Below are 20809 nucleotides of genomic sequence, written 5' to 3'. Positions count from 1 at the left end.
CGGACAGGCGGCGCGATCAGCGCGGCGAGCTCCAGCCCTTGTAGGTCTTCACGTTGTCGCGCGTGATGAGCGTCGGCTCGATCAGGATCATCGGATTGGCCGGCTTCTGGCCGTTCATGATCCCGTAGCCGACGTTGACCGCCTGCTGCGCCATGGCCCAGGGATCCTGGCTCGACGACGCCTGCACGAGCGTGTTGGACTTGAGCGCGACTTCGATGTCGGGTGCGCCGTCGACCGACGTGATCACGATGCCCGGACGGTTCAGCTGCTTCGCGGCGAGGTCGCTGCCGATCGCCTGCGGGTCGTTGATCGTGAACACCGCGTCGAGCTTCGGAAAGCGCGTCAGGTAGCCTTGCATCGCATTCATTCCGCCTTCGCGCGAACCCTTGCCGTCCTGGTCGCTCGACAGCACCTTGATGCCGGCGTTTTTCGCGAGCACGGCCTTGCAGCCGTTGACGCGATCGATCACGGCCGATACCTGCGGGCCGTTCTCGATGATCACGTTGCCCTTGCCGTTGAGTTTCTTCGCGATGTAGTCGCACGCGAGTTCGCCGGCCTTCACGTTGTTGGTCTGCACGGTCGCGTTTGCGCCCGCCGCGGCGACGTCGACCGCGACGACCGTGATGCCGGCCGCCTGCGCCTTCTTCACCGCCGGCTCGATCGCCTTCGGATCGGTCGCGTTGAGCAGGATCATGTCGACGTGCGCGGAGATGAAGTTGTCGATCTGCGTGAACTGCTTGTTCAGGTCGTAGTCGGCCGAGACGGCCGTGACCTTCGCATTCGGATTGAGCTGCTTGGCGCGTGCTTCGGCACCCTTGACGATCGTGACGAAGTACGGATTGCCGAGCGACCCGACCGTGACGCCGATCGATTTGAGCGGCTTGTCGGCCGCGTGTGCGGCGGAAGCGCCGAAGGCGAGTGCGCAGGCGACGGCGGTCAGGGCGGCTTTGTGCTTGAGCATGTCGTTGTGTCTCCGAAAGGTTTGTTGGTGAACGGGCGCAGGCGAACCGGCCAGCGCCGCAAGGTTGAATCGACGGGAAGGGTCAGGTGCGCGCCGAGTCGCGCTGGCGATAGCGATCGAGCGCAACGGCGCCGATGATCACGAGGCCCTTGATGATGTACTGCCAGATGTCGGACACGCCGAGCAGGACGAGGCCGTTCGTCAGTACCGCGATGATCAGCGCACCGATCAGCGTGCCGACGATCGAGCCGACGCCGCCGACGAAGCTCGTGCCGCCGAGGATCACCGCGGCGATCGCGTCGAGTTCGTATGACTGGCCGAGCTGCAGGCCGTTTGCCGCATAAAGCCGCGCGGCCGACATCACCGCGCCGAGCCCGGCGAGCAGGCCCGACGCCGCATAGACGAACATCTGGATCGCCCGCACGTTGATGCCCGACAGGCGCGCGGCTTCCGGATTGCCGCCCACCGAATAGATGCGCATCCCGAGCACCGTGCGGCGCAGGATGAACCACGAGATCGCGATGACCGCGCACGCGATGACGACGAGCCAGGGCACACCGAGGATCGTGCCGTTGCCGATGAACGCGAACGGCAACTGCGGATTGAACACGGTCGTGTCGTTGCCGATCAGGCGCGCGACGCCGCGCACGGCCGTCATCGCGCCGAGCGTGACGATGAACGGCGGCAGGCGCAGGAACGAGATCAGGCCGCCGTTGATCGCGCCGAACACGAGGCCGACGACGAGCGCGAACGGTACGCCGAGCCAGCCCCAGCCCGGAATGGTCGACGCGAGCAGCGCCGCGACGGCCGCGGCGGCGAGCACCGAGCCGACCGACAGGTCGATGCCGCCCGTCAGGATCACGAAGGTCATGCCGGCGGCGAGCACGATGTTGATCGACGCCTGCTGCGTGACGATCGACAGGTTCTGCAGCGTGAAGAAGCCGTCGGTCAGGAAGCCGAAGCCGATGCACAGAACCAGCAGCACCGGCAGCATGCCGGCGGTGCGGATCAGCGACTGCATGCGGGCGCGGTGATCGGCGCCGCGCAACAGCGGCGTACGGTTGCCCACCGGATGGGCCGTCGCGGAAGCGAGGTTCCGCTGCTTGGTCGGGTTGATCATGTCGGTAACCTGAATGTAAGAGTGAACTGAAAGGGCGGGCTCAGTGCGCGTCGGCGAGTTCGGCCTGCGAGCCGGTGGCGAGCGCGATGATGGCTTCCTGCGTGATGGGCGTATGCGTGTGGCCGCCGAGCTCGCCCGCGATCTCGCCTTCGCGCATCACGAGCACCCGGTCGGCGACGCCGATGATCTCCGGCAGTTCGCTCGAGATCACGATCACACCCACGCCGGCGCGGGCCAGTTCGTTGATGATCCGGTAGATCTCGGATTTCGCGCCGATATCGACGCCGCGCGTCGGTTCGTCGAGGATCAGCACGCGCGGCTTCGTTTCGAGCAGGCGCGACAGCAGCACTTTCTGCTGGTTGCCGCCTGACAGCGCGCCGACGTTGACGTTCGCGTGGGGGACGCGGATCGACAGCGATGCAATCGCGTCGCGTGCACGTTCGGCGCCGCGCGCGAGGTCGAGCGCACCGAGCCGCGCATCGCGGTTGCAGACCGAGATGTTGATGTTGTCGCGTACGCTCATGTCGAGGAACAGGCCCTGGCGCTTGCGGTCTTCGGTCAGGTAGACGAGGCCGGCGTCGATCGCGTCGCGCGGCGAGTGCGCGCCGAACGTGCGTTCGCCCACCTTCACGTTGCCGCGCACGCGCGGTTCCGCGCCGAAGATCAGCCGCGCGAGCTCGGTGCGGCCTGCGCCGACGAGCCCCGCGATGCCGAGCACTTCGCCGGCGTGCAGGTCGAGGCTGCAGCCGCGCACGCGCGCGCCGTCGGCGATGTCGCGTACCGACAGCAGCAGGTGGCCGGGGTCGTACGGCGCGTGTTCCTTCTTGTAAAAGCCGGAGATGTCGCGGCCGACCATCATCGCGACAAGACGCTCGGCCGACAGCGAGGCGCGCTCGAGCGTGCCGACATACGTGCCGTCGCGCAGCACCGACACACGATCGGACAATTCGTAGATCTCCGCCATCCGGTGGCTGATGTAGATGATCGCGAGACCTTCCTCGCGCAACTGGCGGATCAGGCGGAACAGGTGTTCGGTCTCGCGCGACGACAGCGGCGTGGTCGGCTCGTCCATCACGAGGATGCGTGCGCGGGTGTGCACGGCGCGCGCGATCTCGACGAGCTGCTGTTCCGCGATCGACAGCGTGCCGACGAGCGTGTCGGGCCCGAACGATGCGCCCAGGCGCGCGAGCACGTCCTCGCAGCCGCGTGCCATTGCCGCGCGGTCGATCGTGCCCCAGCGCCGGTTGCCGCGCCGCAATTCGCGGCCGATGTAGATGTTTTCCGCGACGCTCAGGTTCGGGGACAGACACAGCTCCTGGTAGATCACCGCGACGCCCGCATCGCGCGCGGCAAGCGGGCCGTCGATGTCGATGCGTTCGCCGTCGATCAGGATCTCGCCGCCGGCGTCGGCGCGGTATGCGCCCGACAGGATTTTCATCAGCGTCGATTTGCCCGCGCCGTTTTCGCCCATCAGCGAGTGGATCTCGCCGGGATAGACGGTCAGGCTCACGTTGTCGAGCGCGCGCACGGCCGGGAACGTCTTGCTGATCCCGCGCATCTCGAGCAGCGGACGGGGCGACTCAGATCGCGACATGGTTGACCTCCTGCGAGTCGGTGCGGGCGCCCTTGAGGATGCCGGCCCGCGGGGAGAAGTTGAAATACATCGGCAGCGTGGCCGCGCCGATCGCGCCGGCGTCGGCGCCGAACGTGCCGCGTACGAGCACCGGCGTGCCGCGCGCTTCGGGCGCGGTGGCCACGAGCGCGGCACGCAGGCGCGTTGTCACCGCGTCGAGCAGGCCTGCGTCGGTATCGGCGTCGAGCACGACCACCGGCGCATCGACCACACACAGCACCGCGCGCAACGCAGGTGCGAGCGCGTCGACGCAATCGTCGATCCATTCGTCGACGGCGGGCAGGCCGCGAGCGATGCAGGCTTCGAGATCGGCCCGGTTGTCGACCGTCTCGCCGTGATGGCGCAGATGGCGCGCGAGCGCATGCAGCGACGCGCGCGCGAGCAGGATGTCCCACGGGCCTCGCGGCGGCGGCGCGGAAGCGAGCCGGCTCGGCTGCACGGGAATCACGGCGATGTCGCCCGCGTTGCCGGTCACGCCGCGCAGGCAGTCGCCGTCGATCGCGATGCCGCCGCCGATCGCCGGCCCGATGAACAGATAGACGAAGTCGTCGCACTGCCGGCCGTATCCGTAGAAGAGCTCGGCGATCGCGGCCGCGTTGCCGTCGTTTTCGCCGAATACCGGAAGCGACAGCATGCGACCGAGGTCGCTTGCGAAATCGACGTCTTCCCACGCGCGGAACGTGTCGGGTGCGAGACCGAGTTCGCGCATCCACGCGCCGAGGTTGTAGGGCTGCGCGACGCCGACGCCGGTCAGGCGGGCGCGCTCGTGGTCGGGAAGCAGGGCCTGCATCGCTTCGATGTCGTGGCGGACGATCTCGAGCACGTCGGCGGGCGGGGGCAGCAGCGTGTCGTGCGAGCGGCGGCCGAGCACGTCGCCCGCGAAGTTGACGAGCGCCGTTTCGATGCGCATGCGGTCGAGATGGACGCCGATGCCGAACGCGCCGCGCGGGTCGAGGCGAATCAGCGAAGCCGGCTGACCGCGCTGGCCTTCGGTGCGGCCCGCGAATTCGATCAGCTTCGCGTCGGCGAGCGATGTGATGATGCTGCCGACCGCCGTGCCCGTCATGTTCGCGAGGCGGGCGAGGTCGGCCTTTGACGCGCTGCCTGCGCGGCGCAGCGTCTTCAGCAGCAGGCGCTCGTTGTAACGGCGCACGTTGGCCGAATTGCTGCCCTGGCCGAAGTGCGGGCTTCTCATGGCGTCTCCTTCCATGGCGCGCCGTGCAGCGGCGCATTAAATAAATCACGTTGATTTATTTAACCGCGTGAACGCCGACATGTCAGCCTAGGGAAATCCCGGTTTGAGGTGGGAGCGGGGATGGTAGTGCGGGGTGTCCGGAATCGAGGATGGATCGCGGAAGTCCGGTCATTCAGGCGGAAAGTGGCGTGGGTGGTGGCATGAACCCGGGGTAGTGGGTTGTCGCCGGATTCGCAGCATGCCGTCGCAGTTTGCTTGCGCTGGCGGCGCAAATCGAAGCGGCTGGGTCTGCTCGCGAAGATGAGGGGGAGGTTTTTCCTGAGCCGGAAATGAAAAAAGGTCGGCTAGAAGCCGACCTTTTTAAAAACAGATGGTGCCCAGGAGAGGACTCGAACCTCCACGATGTTGCCACCGCTAGGACCTGAACCTAGTGCGTCTACCAATTCCGCCACCTGGGCACGTTTTGCAGTAGCTGCTTGCTGCAAAGAAGCGAAATTATAGCGCGTCTTTGGCGGCTGTCAACAGGATTTGAGGTCGCGAACGAAAATAATTTGACGGATTTGTTTGGGCATCGAGCGAGGTGCGCAAACATCGCGGGGGCGACCGACGTGCATCGTTGAACTTGTGATGGGCGGGTGCGCGCGGGCTGATCGGAGCAAGCGCATTGCTCCCAGGGCTTGAAATGAAAAAAGGTCGGCTAGAAGCCGACCTTTTTAAAAACAGATGGTGCCCAGGAGAGGACTCGAACCTCCACGATGTTGCCACCGCTAGGACCTGAACCTAGTGCGTCTACCAATTCCGCCACCTGGGCACGTTTCGCTTGCTGCGATGCGAAGACCGCTATTCTAGCGTGTCGGCGCAGCCTGTCAACACAATTTCATTCAAAGCGATAAAAATGTTGCCCCTCGTGCGACGGATTCTCACGCGCCGACCGGAATCGCGCGTTTCGCGTCGAAGTTCCAGCGCTGCGCCTGACTCGTGTCGACTCGCGCCGGCAGCAGTCCGGCCGCGAGGAACGTGTCGGCGATCTTCTGCTGTTCGCCGAAGTTTTGCGCGACCACGGCGCGAACGAGATAACTGCGCCGCGCGTTCGCGCGTGCGATCGTCGCCGCGTCGAGCCCCCAGATCGGCGCAAGCGTATTCGCTGCGTCCTGCGGGTGGTCGCGCAGCCACGTGCCGGCCTGCGACAACTGGTCGAACAGGATCTGGACGACGTCGGGCCGCGCAGTGGCGAAGCTGGTCGACGCAAGGTAGTAGCGCTGGTATGACGCGAGTCCGTTGCCGTCGGCGAGAATCCGTACGTCGGGATTGCGGTCGACCGATGCGACATAGGGATCCCACGTGATCCATGCGTCCACACTGCCACGCTCGAACGCCGCGCGGCCGTCCGCGGGCGTCAGGTAGTGGATCGTCGCATCGGCCGGCCCGAGCTTCGCGCGTGCGAGTGCGGCAAGCAACAGGTAATGGCTGCCGGCCGCCTTCGTGACCGCAATGCGCCTGCCCTTGAGATCGGCGAGCGTACGCAGTGTGCTGTCCTGCTTGACGATGATCGCCTGCGCTTTCGGCGAAGGCGCTTCCTGTGCGACGTACACGAAGCGCGCATGGGCCGCTTGTGCGAAGACCGGGACCGTATCGGCCACGTCGGCGCTGAAATCGACGGCGCCGATGTTGAGCGCTTCGGTCAGCGGCAATCCGCTCGCGAATTCATGCCACGACACGCGCAAGCCGAGCGGCGCCAGCGCCTGCTCGAGCGCGCCGCGCGTCTTGAGCAGCGTGATGAGTGTCGACGACTTCTGGTAGCCGATGCGCAGCACATCGGGTGCGTTCTCGGCGCGCACTCGGACGCCGGCGGCAGTGAGGCCTGCGGCCAGCATCGCGCGCGCGAATGCGCGGCGGTTCATCGGCGTCATGGATCGTGCTCCTTGTCTGGTTCGTTGCATTGAAGCGAGCCGGCTAACGTACCAACAGGGCAAGCGGACGATAACCGATAAATTCTGCTATCGATCCTGCTGGCGGGCATAAGGGCGGGGCCGCGCGTGATCGCGGCGCGTCCATGCATGTGCGGTCGATCGACGCCTTCGGGTTGCATTTGATTGCATAGTCAAATATAGTCAGCGCAGAAATATCAAAGTCAGCGATTGACGTAAGCGTGAGCAACATCCGCGCGGCACGTCGATCGCTTTTTTTCAATCACTTATCTGACTTGTCAGTTAATTTCGCTCGGCGCCGGGGCTGTTCGCGTGGCGCCCGATCAGAAGGACATCCGATGAAGCCGTCCAAAAGTCCGGGTACGCCGGCGCCCCTGACCGGCGCCCGCTTTATGCTGGGAACGCTGGCAGTGGCGCTCGCCACGTTCATGAACGTTCTCGATTCGTCGATCGCCAACGTCGCGATTCCAACCATTTCCGGCAATCTGGGCGTGTCCATCGACGAGGGCACGTGGGTCATCACGCTGTTCTCGGCGGCCAACGCGGTGTCGATCCCGCTGACCGGCTGGCTGACGCAGCGGGTCGGGCAGGTCAGGCTGTTCGTCTGCGCGATCCTGCTGTTCGTGCTGTCGTCGGCTGCGTGCGGGCTCGCGCCCAACCTGACCGTGCTCCTCGCCGCCCGGATCGTTCAGGGTGCTGTGGCCGGGCCGCTCGTGCCGTTGTCGCAGGCGTTGCTGCTGGCGTCGTTCCCGAAGGAGAAGAGTTCGAGCGCCCTGTCCCTGTGGGGGATGACGGCGACCGTCGGGCCGATTGCCGGCCCCGCGCTCGGCGGCTGGATTACGGACAACTACAGCTGGTCGTGGATCTTCTACATCAACGTGCCCGTGGGGTTGTTCGCGGCCGCCGTGATCTGGGCGCTCTATCGCAACCGGGAAACGCCGGCCCGCAAGCTGCCGATCGACAAGGTCGGGCTGATCGCGCTGGTCGTGTGGGTCGCCGCGCTACAGGTCATGCTCGACAAGGGCAAGGATCTCGACTGGTTCAATTCGTCGACGATCTGGATCCTGACCATCGTGGCGGTGGTCGGCTTCGTGTTCTTCCTGATCTGGGAGTTGACCGAGGCGCGTCCGATCGTCGATCTCAGGCTGTTTGCACAACGAAATTTCCTCGGCGGAACGGTGGCGATTTCGATTGCGTTCGCGGTATTTTTCGCCAACCTCGTGATCCTGCCGCAATGGATACAGGGCTCGCTCGGTTATCCGGTGGTCAATGCGGGCCTCGTCACCGCGCCGCTCGGTATCTTCGCGGTGATCCTCGCGCCGATGGTCGGCAAGGTGATGCCGAAATCGGACATGCGTGTGCTCGTCACGTTGGCGTTTCTCGGGTTTGCCGGCGTGTTTTTCATGCGCTCGCGCTATACGACGGGCGTCGATACATGGACGCTCGTGGTGCCCACGCTGCTGCAGGGCATTCCGACGGCGTTCTTCATGACGCCGCTCACGTCGATCATCCTGTCGGGGCTGCCGCCCGAGCGCATCCCGGCGGCGGCCGGCCTGTCCAATTTCGCGCGCGTCTTCATGGGTGCGGTCGGCACGTCGCTCGCGAGCACCGCCTGGAACGACCGCACGATCCTGCATCACGCGCAACTCGCCGAGCAGGGCAGTGTGAACAATCCGATCTTCGCGAGCGCGGTTGCCGGCGTGCAGAGCGCGCTCGATGCCGGTGCGCCGAAGGCACTGACGTTTCTCGAGGCGACGTTGAATGCGCAGGCGACGATGCTGGGGCTGAACGACGTTTTCTGGCTGTCGTCGGTGATTTTCGTGCTGATCATCCCGTTGGTCTGGGTGACGAAGCCGGGCAAGGGGGTGGCAGCCGGAGCCGCGGCGGCCGGCGGGCACTGAGCCGGCGCGGGCGGCGCGTATGCGGGATGCCGCGTGTCTTGAAAAATCGTGATGTCGCAATTATTGTGTGGGTCAACAATATGCGACTCAGCGAGCACGATGGAACACTACACGCCGAAGAATTTCCTGCACACCGAAAGCGTGGGGTTTGTGCTCGTGAAAGCGCGCAACCTGATCACGTCCGAGATGGATGCGGCGTTGAAGGATCTCGATATCACGGCGCAGCAGATGGGCATCCTGCTGTCCTTGCGGACCGGCAGCGCGGCGACGCCGTTCGAATTGTCGAAGCTGCTCGGCGTCGATACCGGGTTGATGACGCGCGTGCTCGACAAGCTGGAGGACAAGGGGCTCGTCGAGCGTTCGCGCAGCGTGAGCGATCGGCGGGTGGTGAACCTCGCGCTGACCGAAGCGGGGCAGGCGGTTGCCGCGCAGATTCCGGAGATTGCGCCGAAGGTGCTCAATGCCCGCTTGCGGAAATTTTCGAAGGCCGAATTCGACGAGCTGACCCGGCTGTTGCGCAAGTTCATCGGCGAGTAAGCCGGGCGCCTGTTTCCTGGCGCTGAGAATGAAAAAAGGCCGGCTAGAAGCCGACCTTTTCAAAAACAGATGGTGCCCAGGAGAGGACTCGGTCACACATGCGCGACCCCGGCTGCGCTTGCAAGCGCAGCCTTTCGAGTCCTCGCGCAAAGCGCGCAGGCGCTTTGCTTCCTGGGCTTGAAATGAAAAAAGGCCGGCTAGAAGCCGACCTTTTTAAAAACAGATGGTGCCCAGGAGAGGACTCGAACCTCCACGATGTTGCCACCGCTAGGACCTGAACCTAGTGCGTCTACCAATTCCGCCACCTGGGCACGTTTTGCAGTAGCTGCTTGCTGCAAAGAAGCGAAATTATAGCGCCCCAATTAATCGTGTCAACACTTTTTTGCGATGCACCGCAAACCGGGCTCCGCCGCGCCTGCCGGCGGCATTCCCCGTCATTTGGCGACACAGGCGGGTGATAGAATGACCCGCCGCCGTCAATATAGAACTGTCTGAAGGACACCTCTATGTTGATGCCGTGCACCATCAGTCAACGCAACGAGAACAATCATCGACAAACCCTTGAGCAAATATCCGTACCCCATTCCGAGCCGTGAAGAAATTCTCGGCGTGCTGCGTACGAGCGACGCGCCGCTGGCCGCCAACGACATCGCCGAAGCACTGTCGATCAAGCGTCAGGAGCGCGAGGGGTTCTTCCGGCGTGTCGCCGCGATGGAGCGCGACGGCCAGATCCGCCTCGACAAGCGCGGCCACTACCAGTTGACCCATCCGTCGAACTTCGTCGCCGGGCGCGTGCAAGGGCATCGCGACGGCTACGGGTTCGTGATCCGCGACGACGGCCAGGACGATCTGTTCCTGCCGAACGGCGAAATGCAGAAGGTGATGCACAACGATCGCGTGCTCGCGCGGATCGTCGGCTACGATCGCCGCGGCCGCCCGGAAGGGCACGTTGTCGAAGTCACCGAGCGCGCGAACAAGCGCGTGATCGGCCGCCTGCTCAACGAGAACGGCGCGCTGATCGTCGCACCGGAAGACAAGCGCATCGGCCACGACATCCTGATCACGCAGAACGTGAAGAAGGCGAAGGTCGGGCAGGTCGTCGTCGTCGAGCTGACCGATTTCCCGAGCCGCCATTCGCAGCCGCTCGGCCGTGTCGTCGAGGTGCTCGGCGACATCGACGATCCGGGCATGGAAATCGAAATCGCGGTGCGCAAGTACGGCGTGCCGCACGAATTCAGCCAGCCGGCGCTCGACGAAGCCGCCGCGCTGCCCGACAAGGTGCGGCCGACCGACCTGCGTTTCCGCGTCGACCTGCGCGACGTGCCGCTCGTGACGATCGACGGCGAGGACGCACGCGACTTCGACGATGCCGTCTACTGCGAGCCGGTGAAGGTCGGCCGCGGCGACGGCTACCGGCTGATCGTCGCGATCGCCGACGTGTCGCATTACGTACAGCCTGGGAGCGCGCTCGATGCCGACGCGCTCGAGCGCAGCACGTCGGTCTACTTCCCGCGCCGCGTGATTCCGATGCTGCCGGAGAAGCTGTCGAACGGCCTGTGCTCGTTGAATCCGCAGGTCGACCGTTGTGTGCTCGCGTGCGACATGGTGATCACCGGGCGCGGCGAGATCAAGGCGTACCAGTTCTACCCGGCCGTTATCCATTCGGCTGCGCGCCTCACGTACACCGAAGTCGCGGCCGTGCTGTCGAACACGAAGGGGCCGGAGGCCGCGCGCCGCGCGGACCTGCTGCCGCACCTGCAGGATCTGTACGGCGTCTACAAGTCGCTGTTCGCCGCACGGCAGAAGCGCGGCGCGATCGACTTCGACACGACCGAGACCTACATCGTCTGCAACTCGCAGGGCAAGATCGAGCAGATCGTGCCGCGCCAGCGTAACGACGCGCACAAGCTGATCGAGGAGTGCATGCTGGCCGCAAACGTCTGCGCGGCCGATTTCCTGAAGCGCAACAAGCATCCGGGCCTGTACCGCGTGCACGCGGGGCCGACGCCGGAGAAGCTCGAGAACCTGCGTGCGTTCCTGCGCGGCATGGGCCTGTCGCTCGGCGGCGGCGACAAGCCGCATGCGAGCGACTACGCGGCGCTGATGGCGCAGATCCGCGACCGGCCCGATGCGCAGATGCTGCAGCCGATGCTGTTGCGCTCGATGCAGCAGGCCGTCTACAGCCCGGACAACATCGGTCACTTCGGCCTGGCCTACGAGGCGTACGCGCACTTCACGAGCCCGATCCGCCGTTATCCGGACCTGCTCACGCACCGCGCGATCTACGCGATCCTGTCCGGCAGGAAATACGTGCCGAAGGCGCCGGATGGCTTCGAGCTGAACACCGCGCTGTCGCCGCGCGCCCGTGCGATGCAGCAGGCCGACGACGAAACGCGCGGCCGCTCGCGCCCGAATACGGCGATCTGGGAAGAGCTCGGCCTGCATTGCTCGGCGAACGAGCGCCGCGCGGACGAAGCATCGCGCGACGTCGAGGCCTGGCTCAAGTGCTACTTCATGCGCGACAAGCTCGGCGAGGAGTACGGCGGGATGGTGAACGGCGTCACGTCGTTCGGCATCTTCGTGCAGCTCGACACGCTTTTCATCGAAGGGCTTGTGCACGTCACCGAACTCGGCTCGGACTACTTCCAGTACGACGAAATCAAGAACGAGCTGCGCGGCGAACGGACGGGCATCCGCTATCGCCTGTCGGATCGCGTGCGCGTACAGGTGAGCCGTGTCGATCTCGACGCGCGCAAGATCGACTTCCGCCTCGTGCGCGATACGCCGGTGAAGGCGCCGCGCCCGTCGCCCGCGCCGGCTTCGGCTGGCGGCGGTATCGACCGTAACGGCCCGCGTGTCCGTGCTCTGCCGCAGGCGGAAGAACCCGCGCCGCGCCGCAAGAAGGCCGCGAGCGCGCCGAGCGTCGCGGTGAACGACGCGCGCGCCGCGCGTGCCGCCGCGAAGAAGAAGGGCGGTAGTGCCGGCAACGGCGGCGGCGGTGCGGCGGCGAAGCCGACCGCGAAGAAGACCCGCGCCCGCAAGAAGTATTGAGCGTTCGGGGCGGCGCCATGTGCACGCCCTGCAGTATCGAGAGACGCCGCGTCACCGGTCATCGGCCGGCAACGCGGCGCTTTCCTTTTCCATGGATCGCGGCTGCGCGCGTCGCGCGGCCGCACGTTTGATCGAAGGTTGTTCCAGTCATGTCACGTCTGAAGGTTCTTTACGGTTTTCATGCGGTGACCGCACGTTTGCGGCACGATGCATCGACGGTTGCGGAGGTGCTGTACGACCAGACGCGCCGCGACCGCCGCATGCAGGACTTCCTGCACGCCGCGAAGGAAGCGGGCGTGCGGCTGATCGCGGCCGACGAAACGCGCCTGTGGGGCCTCGCGCATACCGAGCGCCACCAGGGCGTCGTCGCGCGTGTCGAGGACATCCCGCTCGCGCAGAACCTGTCCGAGCTGCTCGACGGCATCCAGGGCCCCGCGCTGCTGCTGGTGCTCGACGGCGTCACCGATCCGCACAACCTCGGCGCATGCCTGCGTGTCGCCGATTCGGCCGGTGCGCACGCGGTGATCGCGCCGCGCGACCGTGCGGTCGGCCTGAACGCGACCGCCGCCAAGGTGGCGAGCGGCGCGGCCGATACGGTGCCGTACATCACGGTGACGAACCTCGCCCGTGCGCTGCGCGAGCTGAAGGACGCCGGCGTGTGGGTCATCGGCACGTCGGACGAAGCCTCGGCAACGCTCTACGAAACGAAGCTCGACGGCCCCGTCGCGCTCGTGATGGGCGCGGAAGGCGAAGGCATGCGCCGGCTCACGCGCGACACCTGCGACGAAGTGATGAGCATTCCGATGGCCGGCAGCGTCGAAAGCCTGAACGTGTCGGTCGCAAGCGGCGTGTGCCTGTACGAAGCCGTGCGCCAGCGGCGCGTGAAGGGCTGACGCAGCCCGTCCCGCGCGGCTTGCGCGGGCCTCGAATGACCCGAACGACGCGTGCCGCGATCCGGTGCGGCACGCGGCCCTCCGGAGCACGCGACCGATGACCTTGTTCCGCATAGGCGCATCCTGCGCCGTGCTGTGCCTGCTGGCTGCCTGCACGTCGCCGACGCTCGTCGAACGCGGCACCTACTATGCCGACACGAGCCTGCACGCGCGTGGTGCCGATTCGCGGATCCGCTTTCTCGTGATGCATTACACCGAAAGCGACGAGGCGAAATCGCTGCGCACGCTGACGGGCGATTCGGTCAGCGTGCATTACGTGATCCCGCCGCAGCCGCGCATCGAGCGCGGGCTGCCCGTCGTCTACCAGCTCGTTCCGGAATCGGAGCGCGCGTGGCACGCGGGCGTCAGCGAGTGGCAGGGCACGACCGAGCTGAACGCGGTGTCGATCGGCATCGAGAACGTGAACCGCGGCCCGCTCGATCCGCAGAACCGCACCTGGCAGCCGTATCCGCCCGAGCAGGTCGCCGCACTGACCCGGCTGTCGAAGGACATCGTCACGCGCTACGCGATTCCGCCGACGCGTGTGGTCGGGCACAGCGACATCGCGCCACAACGCAAGATCGATCCGGGGCCGCTGTTCCCGTGGCACGCGTTGGCGCAGGCCGGCGTCGGTGCGTGGCCGGACGCCGCGACCGTGGCGGCGCGGCTCGCCGGTCGTGATCCGCATGCGCCGGTCGACGTGCGCGAACTGCAGCTCAAGCTCGCGCGCTACGGCTACGACGTGGCCACCGACGGCGTGCTCGACGCACGTACGCGACGCGTGTTCGCGGCGTTTCAGATGCATTTCAGGCCGGCCGACTACGCAGGTGATCCGGACGCCGAAACCGATGCGATCGCGCAGGCGTTGCTCGACAAGTACTTCGCCGGCACGCAACCCGCGGACTATGCGCCCGCGGCAGGTGAGCCCTGAACCCGCACCGCACGCCGAAAAACGCGGGCCGCCATCCGACTCCGGTAAACTGGCGGTTTTCCGCAATCCCGCAGCTTTACCACTCCATGACTCAAGACGAACTCAAACGCCTCGTCGGCCAGGCCGCCGCCGATTACGTGATCCAGAACGTGCCGGAAGGCGCCGTGATCGGCGTCGGCACCGGCTCGACCGCCAACTGCTTCATCGACGCGCTCGCCGTCGTCAAGGCACGCTATCGCGGCGCCGTGTCGAGCTCCGTCGCCACGACCGAACGCCTGAAATCGCACGGCATCAAGGTGTTCGACCTGAACGAGGTCGACTCGCTGCAGGTGTACGTCGATGGCGCCGACGAGATCGACGCGGGCGGCGCGATGATCAAGGGCGGCGGCGGTGCGCTCACGCGCGAGAAGATCGTCGCATCGGTGGCCGACACGTTCGTCTGCATCGCTGACGCCAGCAAGCGCGTGCCGGTGCTCGGCGCGTTCCCGCTGCCGATCGAAGTCGTGCCGATGGCGCGCACGGCGATCGGCCGGCGCGTGACCGCACTCGGCGGCGTGCCCGTGCTGCGCGTGACGAAGGACGGTGCGCCGTACATCACCGACAACGGTAACGAGATCATCGACGTGAAGGGGCTGCAGATCGCCGACCCGCGCGGCTTCGAAGCGCAGGTGAACGCATGGCCGGGCGTCGTGACGGTCGGCCTGTTCGCCGAGCGCGGCGCGAATCTGTGCTTGCTCGGCACGGAAAACGGCGTTGAAACGATCGTTTATTCGGCTAATTGAAAGATATAGAAAGCAGTCCGTAACGGTGCGCCATGTACTGTAATGAACTGAATGTTTAAATCTTGTGGAATTCGGGGCCCGGTAGGCGCAATGCGCTTCCCGGGCCTTATTTTTAGCCGTATAAATCACCCCGTCAAAAAGAGGGATAACCCTGTCAGGTGTTTACCAGATAGCGAAATGTCCTCGAACTCATCAACTTATAGATCATAAGAACAGTCGTAACCAGGGCCGGCGGAACTGCGGAGCAGGTGTTCGCAAATCGACGCACGGGGAGGTGTCATGGAGCAGGGCAAAGACCGGTCACTGGTCGCCAAAGTGATGGATGGGCTTGTCTCGGGTATCGTCGAAGACAAGTACGGCGGCATCTTGCCGCCGCAGGACGTGCTGTCGAAAGAGTTCGATGTGAGTCGCACCGTGATGCGGGAAGCGTTGTCGATGTTGCTTGCGCGCGACATGCTCGACGTGCGTCCGAAAGTCGGCACGCGCGTGCGGCCGATGCGCGACTGGCGCATGATCGATGAAGACGTGGTGAGCTGGCGCTTCCGGGCGAAACCCGATCCGCAGTTCATGCGCGACGTCATCGAATTCCGGATGCTGATCGAACCGCGCGCGACCGCGCAGGCGGCGGTGCGCGCAACGGCGGCGGACATCGCCGGCATCCGTGAAGCGTTCGATGCATTCAAGGTGCTGCAGCCGGGCGATTCCGGCTACGACACGGCGGACGAGTTGCTGCACACGCGGATCGTCCAGGCGAGCGGCAACCAGTTCTTCCAGCAGATGGCGGCGATCGTACGCGGCGCGGTACGCCTCGTGAATCCGCGTGTCGTGCAGAAGGAGGGCGCGCACGACGTCGTGGTGAAGGCGCACGCGCGTGTGGTCGACGCAATCGAGCGGCGCGATCCGCGCGAAGCCGAAGCCGCTTCGCTCGCGCTGATCGATTTCAGCGCCGACGAGATCTCGCGCGACTTCTCCGTCGACGTGCCCATGCGCGCCTGACGCGGCGCGTTTCGCTCATCCGTGTGCCGCCGGGCCGTTTATCATGACGTCCGGCCGGCAGCGTGCCGGCCACCGTCATACGACCGACACGGAAGATCAGGATGAACGACAACGACCATCGCCCGGTGCGCTTCGGCATCATCGGCGCAGGCAGCATTGCGCGCCGCTTCGCGCAAAGCCTCGCACATGTGCCGGGCGCCACGCTCGCCGGTGCCTGGGCCCGCCGCGCAGACGCCACGGCAGCCTTTTGCGGCGCGCACGGCGGTTCGCCTGCCGCAAGCCTCGAAGCACTCCTCGCGAGCGATATCGACGCGGTCTACATCGCGACGCTCCATGACAGTCACGCGCAGTACACGCTGGCCGCGCTCGCCGCTGGCAAGGCCGTGCTGTGTGAAAAACCCGCGACGCTGAACGCGGCGCAGCTCGACACCGTGCTGCAGGCGGCACGCGACGCCGGGCAGCTTTTCATGGAGGCGATGAAGCCGCCGTTCTTCCCGCTGTACCGTCAGTTGCGCGCGCACCTGCAGGACGATCCGATCGGCGAGATCCGGCTCGTGCGGGCAGGGTGCGCGTCGTCGTCGGTACCCGGCGATCATTCCGTCTATCGCCTCGATCGCGCGGGCGGTGCGCTGCTCGATATCGGGATCTACGAGGCCTTTCTCGCGGTCGACTGGCTCGGTGCGGCGCTCGACGTACAGACGCTCGGCCGCGTCGGCGCGACGGGTGTCGACCTGTTCGCGAGCCTGAACAGCGTGCATGCGCACGGCGGGATCGCACAGCTTTTTTGCGGGCTCGACGTGATGGGGCGTGGCGACGCGCTGATCGCCGCAGCCGGCGGCCACGTGACGATTCACGAGAAGTGGTGGAACCCGGTGCGCGCGACGATCAGCTATGCGGACGGGCGCACCGTCGAACTCGACGCGCCGGCTGAAGGCGGCGGATTGAACTACGAGACCGCACACTTCTGCGACCTGCTGCGCGCGGGCAAGACCGAAAGCCCGATCATGACGCACGATCATTCGCGGCAGATGATCGCGATGACCGATGCCGCGCGAGCGGCGCTCGGCGTGCGCTATTCGGGCGAGTAAGCGGGAAGGAAGGCGCCGGGCGCACGCGGGCGGCCCGGCGAACGGCCGGTGCTCAGTGCCGCGACGGCAGCGACAGGCGTTTTTCGTACCAGCGCTGCACCCATTCGAGGATCTGGCACAGGATCCAGTACACGGCCGCTGCGGCGAGATAAAGCGGCAGCGGCTGATAGGTTGCCGCGATCACTTCCTGCGCACTGCGCAGCAGTTCGGTCACGGTGATCACGGACACGAGCGACGTGTCCTTGATCAGGCTGATCAGGCTGTTCGACAGGCTCGGCACCGCGATGCGCAGCGCCTGCGGACCGATCACGTAGCGCAGCGTTTGCCCCCACGACAGCCCGAGGCTGTACGCAGCCAGCCATTGACCGCGCGCGATCCCGTTGATCGCGCCGCGCATGCTTTCCGACATGTAAGCCGCGACGTTCGCGGACAGCGCGATGACGCCGGCGGGCGTCGGGTCGAGCGAGATGCCGAGGCTCGGCAGCCCGTAATAGATGACGAAGATCTGCACGAGCAGCGGCGTGCCGCGCATCAGGCTCACGTACGCGCGTGCCAGCCACGCGAGCGCGTTGACCCAGATGCGTTCGAAGCCGTCGAGCGCTTCGCTTTGCCGGATGCTCATCATCGCGAGCACGACGGCGCCAAGCAGGCCGAACACCATCGACAGCACGGCGAACTTGACGGTCAGCACGGCACCCTGGGCGAGCACCGGCAGCGATTGGACGAGCAGGGACGTTGTCGACATGGAATACGAATCGAATGCGTGCGCGAAAGCGCAATCATAAACCGGACGAATAAAACAAAGGGCGGCATCGTCGCGGATGCCGCCCTTTCCGGCCCGCCGTCAGGCGGGAAATGCAGGCGTGCTTACTTGATCGGTTTCGTCACGTCGATGCCGAACCATTTGTCCGAGATCTTCGTGAACGTGCCGTCGGCCTGAAGTTGCGCCATCGCGTCGTCGATCGCCTTCTGGAACTTCGGGTTGCCCTTCTTGAACGGGATGCCCGACGGGTTCGCCGAGCCGACGTTCGCGCCCGGGCGCAGCGGCAGTTGCGAATTCTTCGTCAGGTACGCGAGCATCAGGCGGTCGTTGAGCGCGGCGTCGAGGCGGCCGGCCGCGAGATCGCGCAGGTACTCGGGCGCACCCGGGTACGTCTTCACGTCGATGCCGGGCACCGACTTCGCCATGTCCATGTAGTTCGTGCCGAGCGCGACGCCGAGCTTCTTGCCCTTCAGGTCATCCAGCGACTTGAACTCGCGCGTGTCGTCCTTGCGCTGGATCAGCTGCGCGGACGAAAACGTGTAAGGCGGCGAGAAGTCGAGCGTTTCCTTGCGCTTGTCGGTGATGCCGACCTGGTTGGAGATCACGTCGAACTTGCCGGCCTGCAGGCCCGCGATGATGCCGCTCCATTCGGTCGTCACGAATTCCGCCTTCACGCCGAGCTTCGCGGCCACGGCTTTCGCGATGTCGACGTCGAAGCCGACGAGCTCGCCTTGCGGGTTTTTCGAGTTGAACGGCGGGAACGTGCCTTCAAGGCCGACCCGCAGCGTGCCGCGTTGTTTCACCTGGTCGAGGAGGTCGGCCGCATGCGCGGTGGCGGCAGCGAGCGACGTGCCGATCAGGCCGGCAACCAGCAGCTTCTTCAGCAGCGCAATCTTCATCGTGTGTTTCCTTGCCCTGTCCGGGTCATTGATTCTGATAATGAGGGCCGATGATAGCAAAAATGCAATCGACCTCTAAATATCGTTTGTTTATGCCTATATTACGCGGCGCGTTCGCTGGCGACGGCCTTCACGCACTCCGCGACGAGCGCGGGGCCGCGGTAGATGAAGCCCGTATAGAGCTGCACGAGCGCTGCGCCGGCCGCGAGCTTCGCACGGGCGTCCTCGCCCGAGAAGATGCCGCCGACACCGATGATGGGCACTTCGCTGCCGACTTCGGCGTGCAGCTTGCGGATCACTTCGTTCGACGCGTCGAACACGGGGCGGCCCGACAGGCCGCCGGCTTCGTCCGCATGCGGCAGGCCCTGGACGGCCGCGCGCGACAGCGTCGTGTTGGTGGCGATGACCGCCTCGATCTTGTGGCGCAGCAACGTGTCGCCGATTTCCTTGACCTGTTCGTCGTCGAGATCGGGGGCGATCTTCAGCGCGAGCGGCACGAGCTTGCCGTGCAGGTCGGCGAGGCGCTGCTGCTTGTCCTTCAGCGCCGCGAGCAGCGCGTCGAGCTCGCCCGCGCCCTGCAGCTGGCGCAGGTTCTTCGTGTTCGGCGACGAGATGTTGATCGTTACGTAGCTCGCGAACGGGTACACGCGCTCGAGGCAGTACAGGTAATCCTCTGCGGCACGCTCGATCGGCGTATCGGCGTTCTTGCCGATGTTCAGGCCGAGGATGCCCCGATAGCGGGCGGCCTGGACGTTCTTCACGAACTGGTCGACACCGTGATTGTTGAAGCCCATCCGGTTGATCAGCGCCTCGGCCTGCGGCAGGCGGAACATCCGCGGGCGCGGGTTGCCGGGCTGCGGGCGCGGCGTGACCGTACCGACCTCGATGAAGCCGAAGCCGAGTGCCGCAAGGCCGTCGATGGCCGCGCCGTCCTTGTCGAGGCCTGCCGCGAGGCCGACCGGGTTGCGGAACGTGAGCCCCATCACGGTGCGCGGCGCGTCGGGCACGCGGGCCGACAGCGCGCAGGCAAGGCCCGTGCGGCCGGCCGCGCCGAGCGCGCGCAGCGTGAGGTGGTGAGCGTCTTCCGCATCCATCTTGAACAGGGATGCGCGGGCCAGCGGATAAAGGGAACTGAACACGGGAATAGGGCGGACAGCCGGAATGGATGACAACCCGCTATTTTACCGGGAGTTGAGCGGCAGGGGCGCGCTTCGCGTCCTTGCCCCCCGCAGCGCGCGTCAGCCCGAGCCGGAATGTCCGCCCGGCAATGGCGCGCGGGCCAGTGCCGCGTCGACGGGCGGCAGGTCGATCCGATCCGGATCGAGTATCTTCCAGCGGCCGTCGATCAGCCCTTCGAGCGGGTGGAAGTTCGCCTTGTAGGCCATCTTCGGGCTCTCGCGGATCCAGTATCCGAGATACACGTAGGGCAGGCCGAGGCTCTTGGCCTGTTCGATCTGCCACAGGATGTTGTAGGTGCCGTAACTCGTGTGCTGGTCGTCGGGCTCGAAGAACGTGTAAACGGACGACAGCCCGTCGCCGAGGATGTCGATCATGCTGACCATGCGCAGCCTGCCGGGCTCGCCGCCCGGTGTGTCGAGGTCGCGGAATTCGACGAGGCGCGAATTGATCCGGCTCTGCAGCAGGAATTGCTCGTACTGGTCGCGGCTGTCGCGATCCATGCCGCCGCCCGCGTGGCGCGCGGACTGGTAGCGCATGTAGAGCGCGTAGTGCTCTTCGTCGTAGTGCAGCGGCGAAACCGTCGCGACGAGCGTGCGGTGCCGCTTCCACATCCGGCGCTGCGTACGCGACGGCGCGAACGCGTCGACGGGGACGCGCACCGGCACGCAGGCACGGCAGCCGTCGCAGTACGGGCGGTATGTGAAGACGCCCGAACGCCGGAAGCCGGCCTTCACGAGCTCGGTATAGATGTCGGAATTGATCAGGTGGCTCGGCGTCGCGACTTGCGAGCGCGCGACGCGGCCGTCCAGATAGCTGCACGGATAGGGCGCCGTTGCATAGAATTGCAGCGCCGAAAGCGGTGAAAGCGGCAGCTCAGTCGGATGAGTCATGGGCAGCTCTCGTTGCAGGGAGG

The 20809-nt window shown here is 65.7% G+C and carries 17 protein-coding genes and 3 tRNA genes; 8 read left to right on the top strand and 12 right to left on the bottom strand.

Annotated features, from left to right (window positions below; translation table 11 throughout):
• Positions 1–16: 16 nt before the first annotated feature.
• The 7 genes from ABIC51_RS10135 to ABIC51_RS10105 form a co-directional block, all read right to left on the bottom strand.
• Positions 17–961, bottom strand: a complete 945-nt coding sequence (locus ABIC51_RS10135) for an ABC transporter substrate-binding protein (protein WP_059700109.1) — start codon at positions 959–961, stop codon at positions 17–19.
• 82 nt (positions 962–1043) lie between these two features.
• Positions 1044–2081 (bottom strand): ABC transporter permease subunit, encoded by a 1038-nt coding sequence (locus ABIC51_RS10130; protein WP_021161550.1) that lies wholly within the window; start codon positions 2079–2081, stop codon positions 1044–1046.
• Between the two features lie 40 nt (positions 2082–2121).
• The gene (locus tag ABIC51_RS10125) at positions 2122–3675 is read right to left on the bottom strand and encodes a sugar ABC transporter ATP-binding protein (protein ID WP_021161551.1); all 1554 of its coding nucleotides are present in this window, start codon (positions 3673–3675) and stop codon (positions 2122–2124) included.
• On the bottom strand, positions 3662–4909 hold the full coding sequence (locus ABIC51_RS10120; RefSeq protein WP_146254108.1) for an ROK family protein: 1248 nt from the start codon (positions 4907–4909) through the stop codon (positions 3662–3664). The genes ABIC51_RS10125 and ABIC51_RS10120 overlap by 14 nt, the downstream gene beginning before the upstream one ends.
• Positions 4910–5280: 371 nt before the next feature.
• Positions 5281–5367 (bottom strand) — tRNA-Leu (locus ABIC51_RS10115).
• Between the two features lie 266 nt (positions 5368–5633).
• A tRNA-Leu gene (locus tag ABIC51_RS10110) sits at positions 5634–5720 on the bottom strand.
• 109 nt (positions 5721–5829) lie between these two features.
• The gene (locus tag ABIC51_RS10105; RefSeq protein WP_175855473.1) at positions 5830–6819 is read right to left on the bottom strand and encodes an aliphatic sulfonate ABC transporter substrate-binding protein; all 990 of its coding nucleotides are present in this window, start codon (positions 6817–6819) and stop codon (positions 5830–5832) included.
• Between the two features lie 356 nt (positions 6820–7175).
• Between ABIC51_RS10105 and ABIC51_RS10100 the strand changes: the two genes are divergently transcribed.
• Both ABIC51_RS10100 and ABIC51_RS10095 read left to right on the top strand, forming a co-directional pair.
• On the top strand, positions 7176–8738 hold the full coding sequence (locus ABIC51_RS10100) for a DHA2 family efflux MFS transporter permease subunit (RefSeq protein ID WP_175900052.1): 1563 nt from the start codon (positions 7176–7178) through the stop codon (positions 8736–8738).
• A 99-nt stretch (positions 8739–8837) separates the two neighbouring features.
• Entirely contained in the window at positions 8838–9275 is a 438-nt protein-coding gene (locus ABIC51_RS10095; RefSeq protein ID WP_059682752.1) for a MarR family winged helix-turn-helix transcriptional regulator, read from the top strand.
• A gap of 224 nt (positions 9276–9499) precedes the next feature.
• On the opposite strand, the gene ABIC51_RS10090 is transcribed toward ABIC51_RS10095, so the two are convergent.
• Positions 9500–9586 (bottom strand) — tRNA-Leu (locus tag ABIC51_RS10090).
• Positions 9587–9836: 250 nt separating this feature from the next.
• On the opposite strand from ABIC51_RS10090, the gene rnr reads away from it, so the two are divergent.
• From rnr to ABIC51_RS10060, 6 genes are all read left to right on the top strand, one after another.
• Positions 9837–12326 (top strand): ribonuclease R, encoded by a 2490-nt coding sequence (gene rnr, locus ABIC51_RS10085; protein WP_027787643.1) that lies wholly within the window; start codon positions 9837–9839, stop codon positions 12324–12326.
• A 149-nt stretch (positions 12327–12475) separates the two neighbouring features.
• A complete protein-coding gene (gene rlmB / locus ABIC51_RS10080; RefSeq protein ID WP_021161555.1) occupies positions 12476–13219 on the top strand; it encodes a 23S rRNA (guanosine(2251)-2'-O)-methyltransferase RlmB in 744 nt (247 codons plus the stop codon).
• A gap of 97 nt (positions 13220–13316) precedes the next feature.
• Positions 13317–14189 (top strand): N-acetylmuramoyl-L-alanine amidase, encoded by an 873-nt coding sequence (locus ABIC51_RS10075; protein ID WP_027787642.1) that lies wholly within the window; start codon positions 13317–13319, stop codon positions 14187–14189.
• 86 nt (positions 14190–14275) lie between these two features.
• A complete protein-coding gene (gene rpiA / locus ABIC51_RS10070) occupies positions 14276–14971 on the top strand; it encodes a ribose-5-phosphate isomerase RpiA (protein ID WP_027787641.1) in 696 nt (231 codons plus the stop codon).
• 279 nt (positions 14972–15250) lie between these two features.
• A complete protein-coding gene (locus tag ABIC51_RS10065) occupies positions 15251–15967 on the top strand; it encodes a FadR/GntR family transcriptional regulator (protein ID WP_027787640.1) in 717 nt (238 codons plus the stop codon).
• A 101-nt stretch (positions 15968–16068) separates the two neighbouring features.
• Positions 16069–17055 carry a Gfo/Idh/MocA family protein gene (locus ABIC51_RS10060; protein WP_175900049.1) on the top strand — a complete coding sequence of 329 codons (987 nt, stop codon included), beginning with the start codon at positions 16069–16071 and terminating at the stop codon, positions 17053–17055.
• Between the two features lie 52 nt (positions 17056–17107).
• Here the strand turns inward: ABIC51_RS10060 and ABIC51_RS10055 are convergent, their stop codons facing one another.
• The 4 genes from ABIC51_RS10055 to ABIC51_RS10040 all read right to left on the bottom strand — a co-directional run bounded on the left by ABIC51_RS10055 (position 17108) and on the right by ABIC51_RS10040 (position 20786).
• Positions 17108–17800: an amino acid ABC transporter permease gene (locus ABIC51_RS10055; RefSeq protein WP_027787638.1), complete on the bottom strand. Its 693-nt coding sequence runs from the start codon at positions 17798–17800 to the stop codon at positions 17108–17110.
• Between the two features lie 122 nt (positions 17801–17922).
• Complete coding sequence (locus ABIC51_RS10050) at positions 17923–18717, bottom strand: cystine ABC transporter substrate-binding protein (RefSeq protein ID WP_027787637.1); 795 nt, start codon at positions 18715–18717, stop codon at positions 17923–17925.
• Positions 18718–18818: 101 nt separating this feature from the next.
• Entirely contained in the window at positions 18819–19856 is a 1038-nt protein-coding gene (locus ABIC51_RS10045) for a quinone-dependent dihydroorotate dehydrogenase (protein WP_027787636.1), read from the bottom strand.
• A gap of 99 nt (positions 19857–19955) precedes the next feature.
• Complete coding sequence (locus tag ABIC51_RS10040; RefSeq protein WP_021161560.1) at positions 19956–20786, bottom strand: arginyltransferase; 831 nt, start codon at positions 20784–20786, stop codon at positions 19956–19958.
• Positions 20787–20809: the final 23 nt, after the last annotated feature.

Source organism: Burkholderia sp. 572, assembly GCF_040545135.1.
GTDB lineage: Bacteria > Pseudomonadota > Gammaproteobacteria > Burkholderiales > Burkholderiaceae > Burkholderia > Burkholderia cepacia.
The sequence above is the reverse complement of the archived record's forward strand: the minus strand, read 5'-3'. Positions and strand labels throughout refer to the sequence as shown.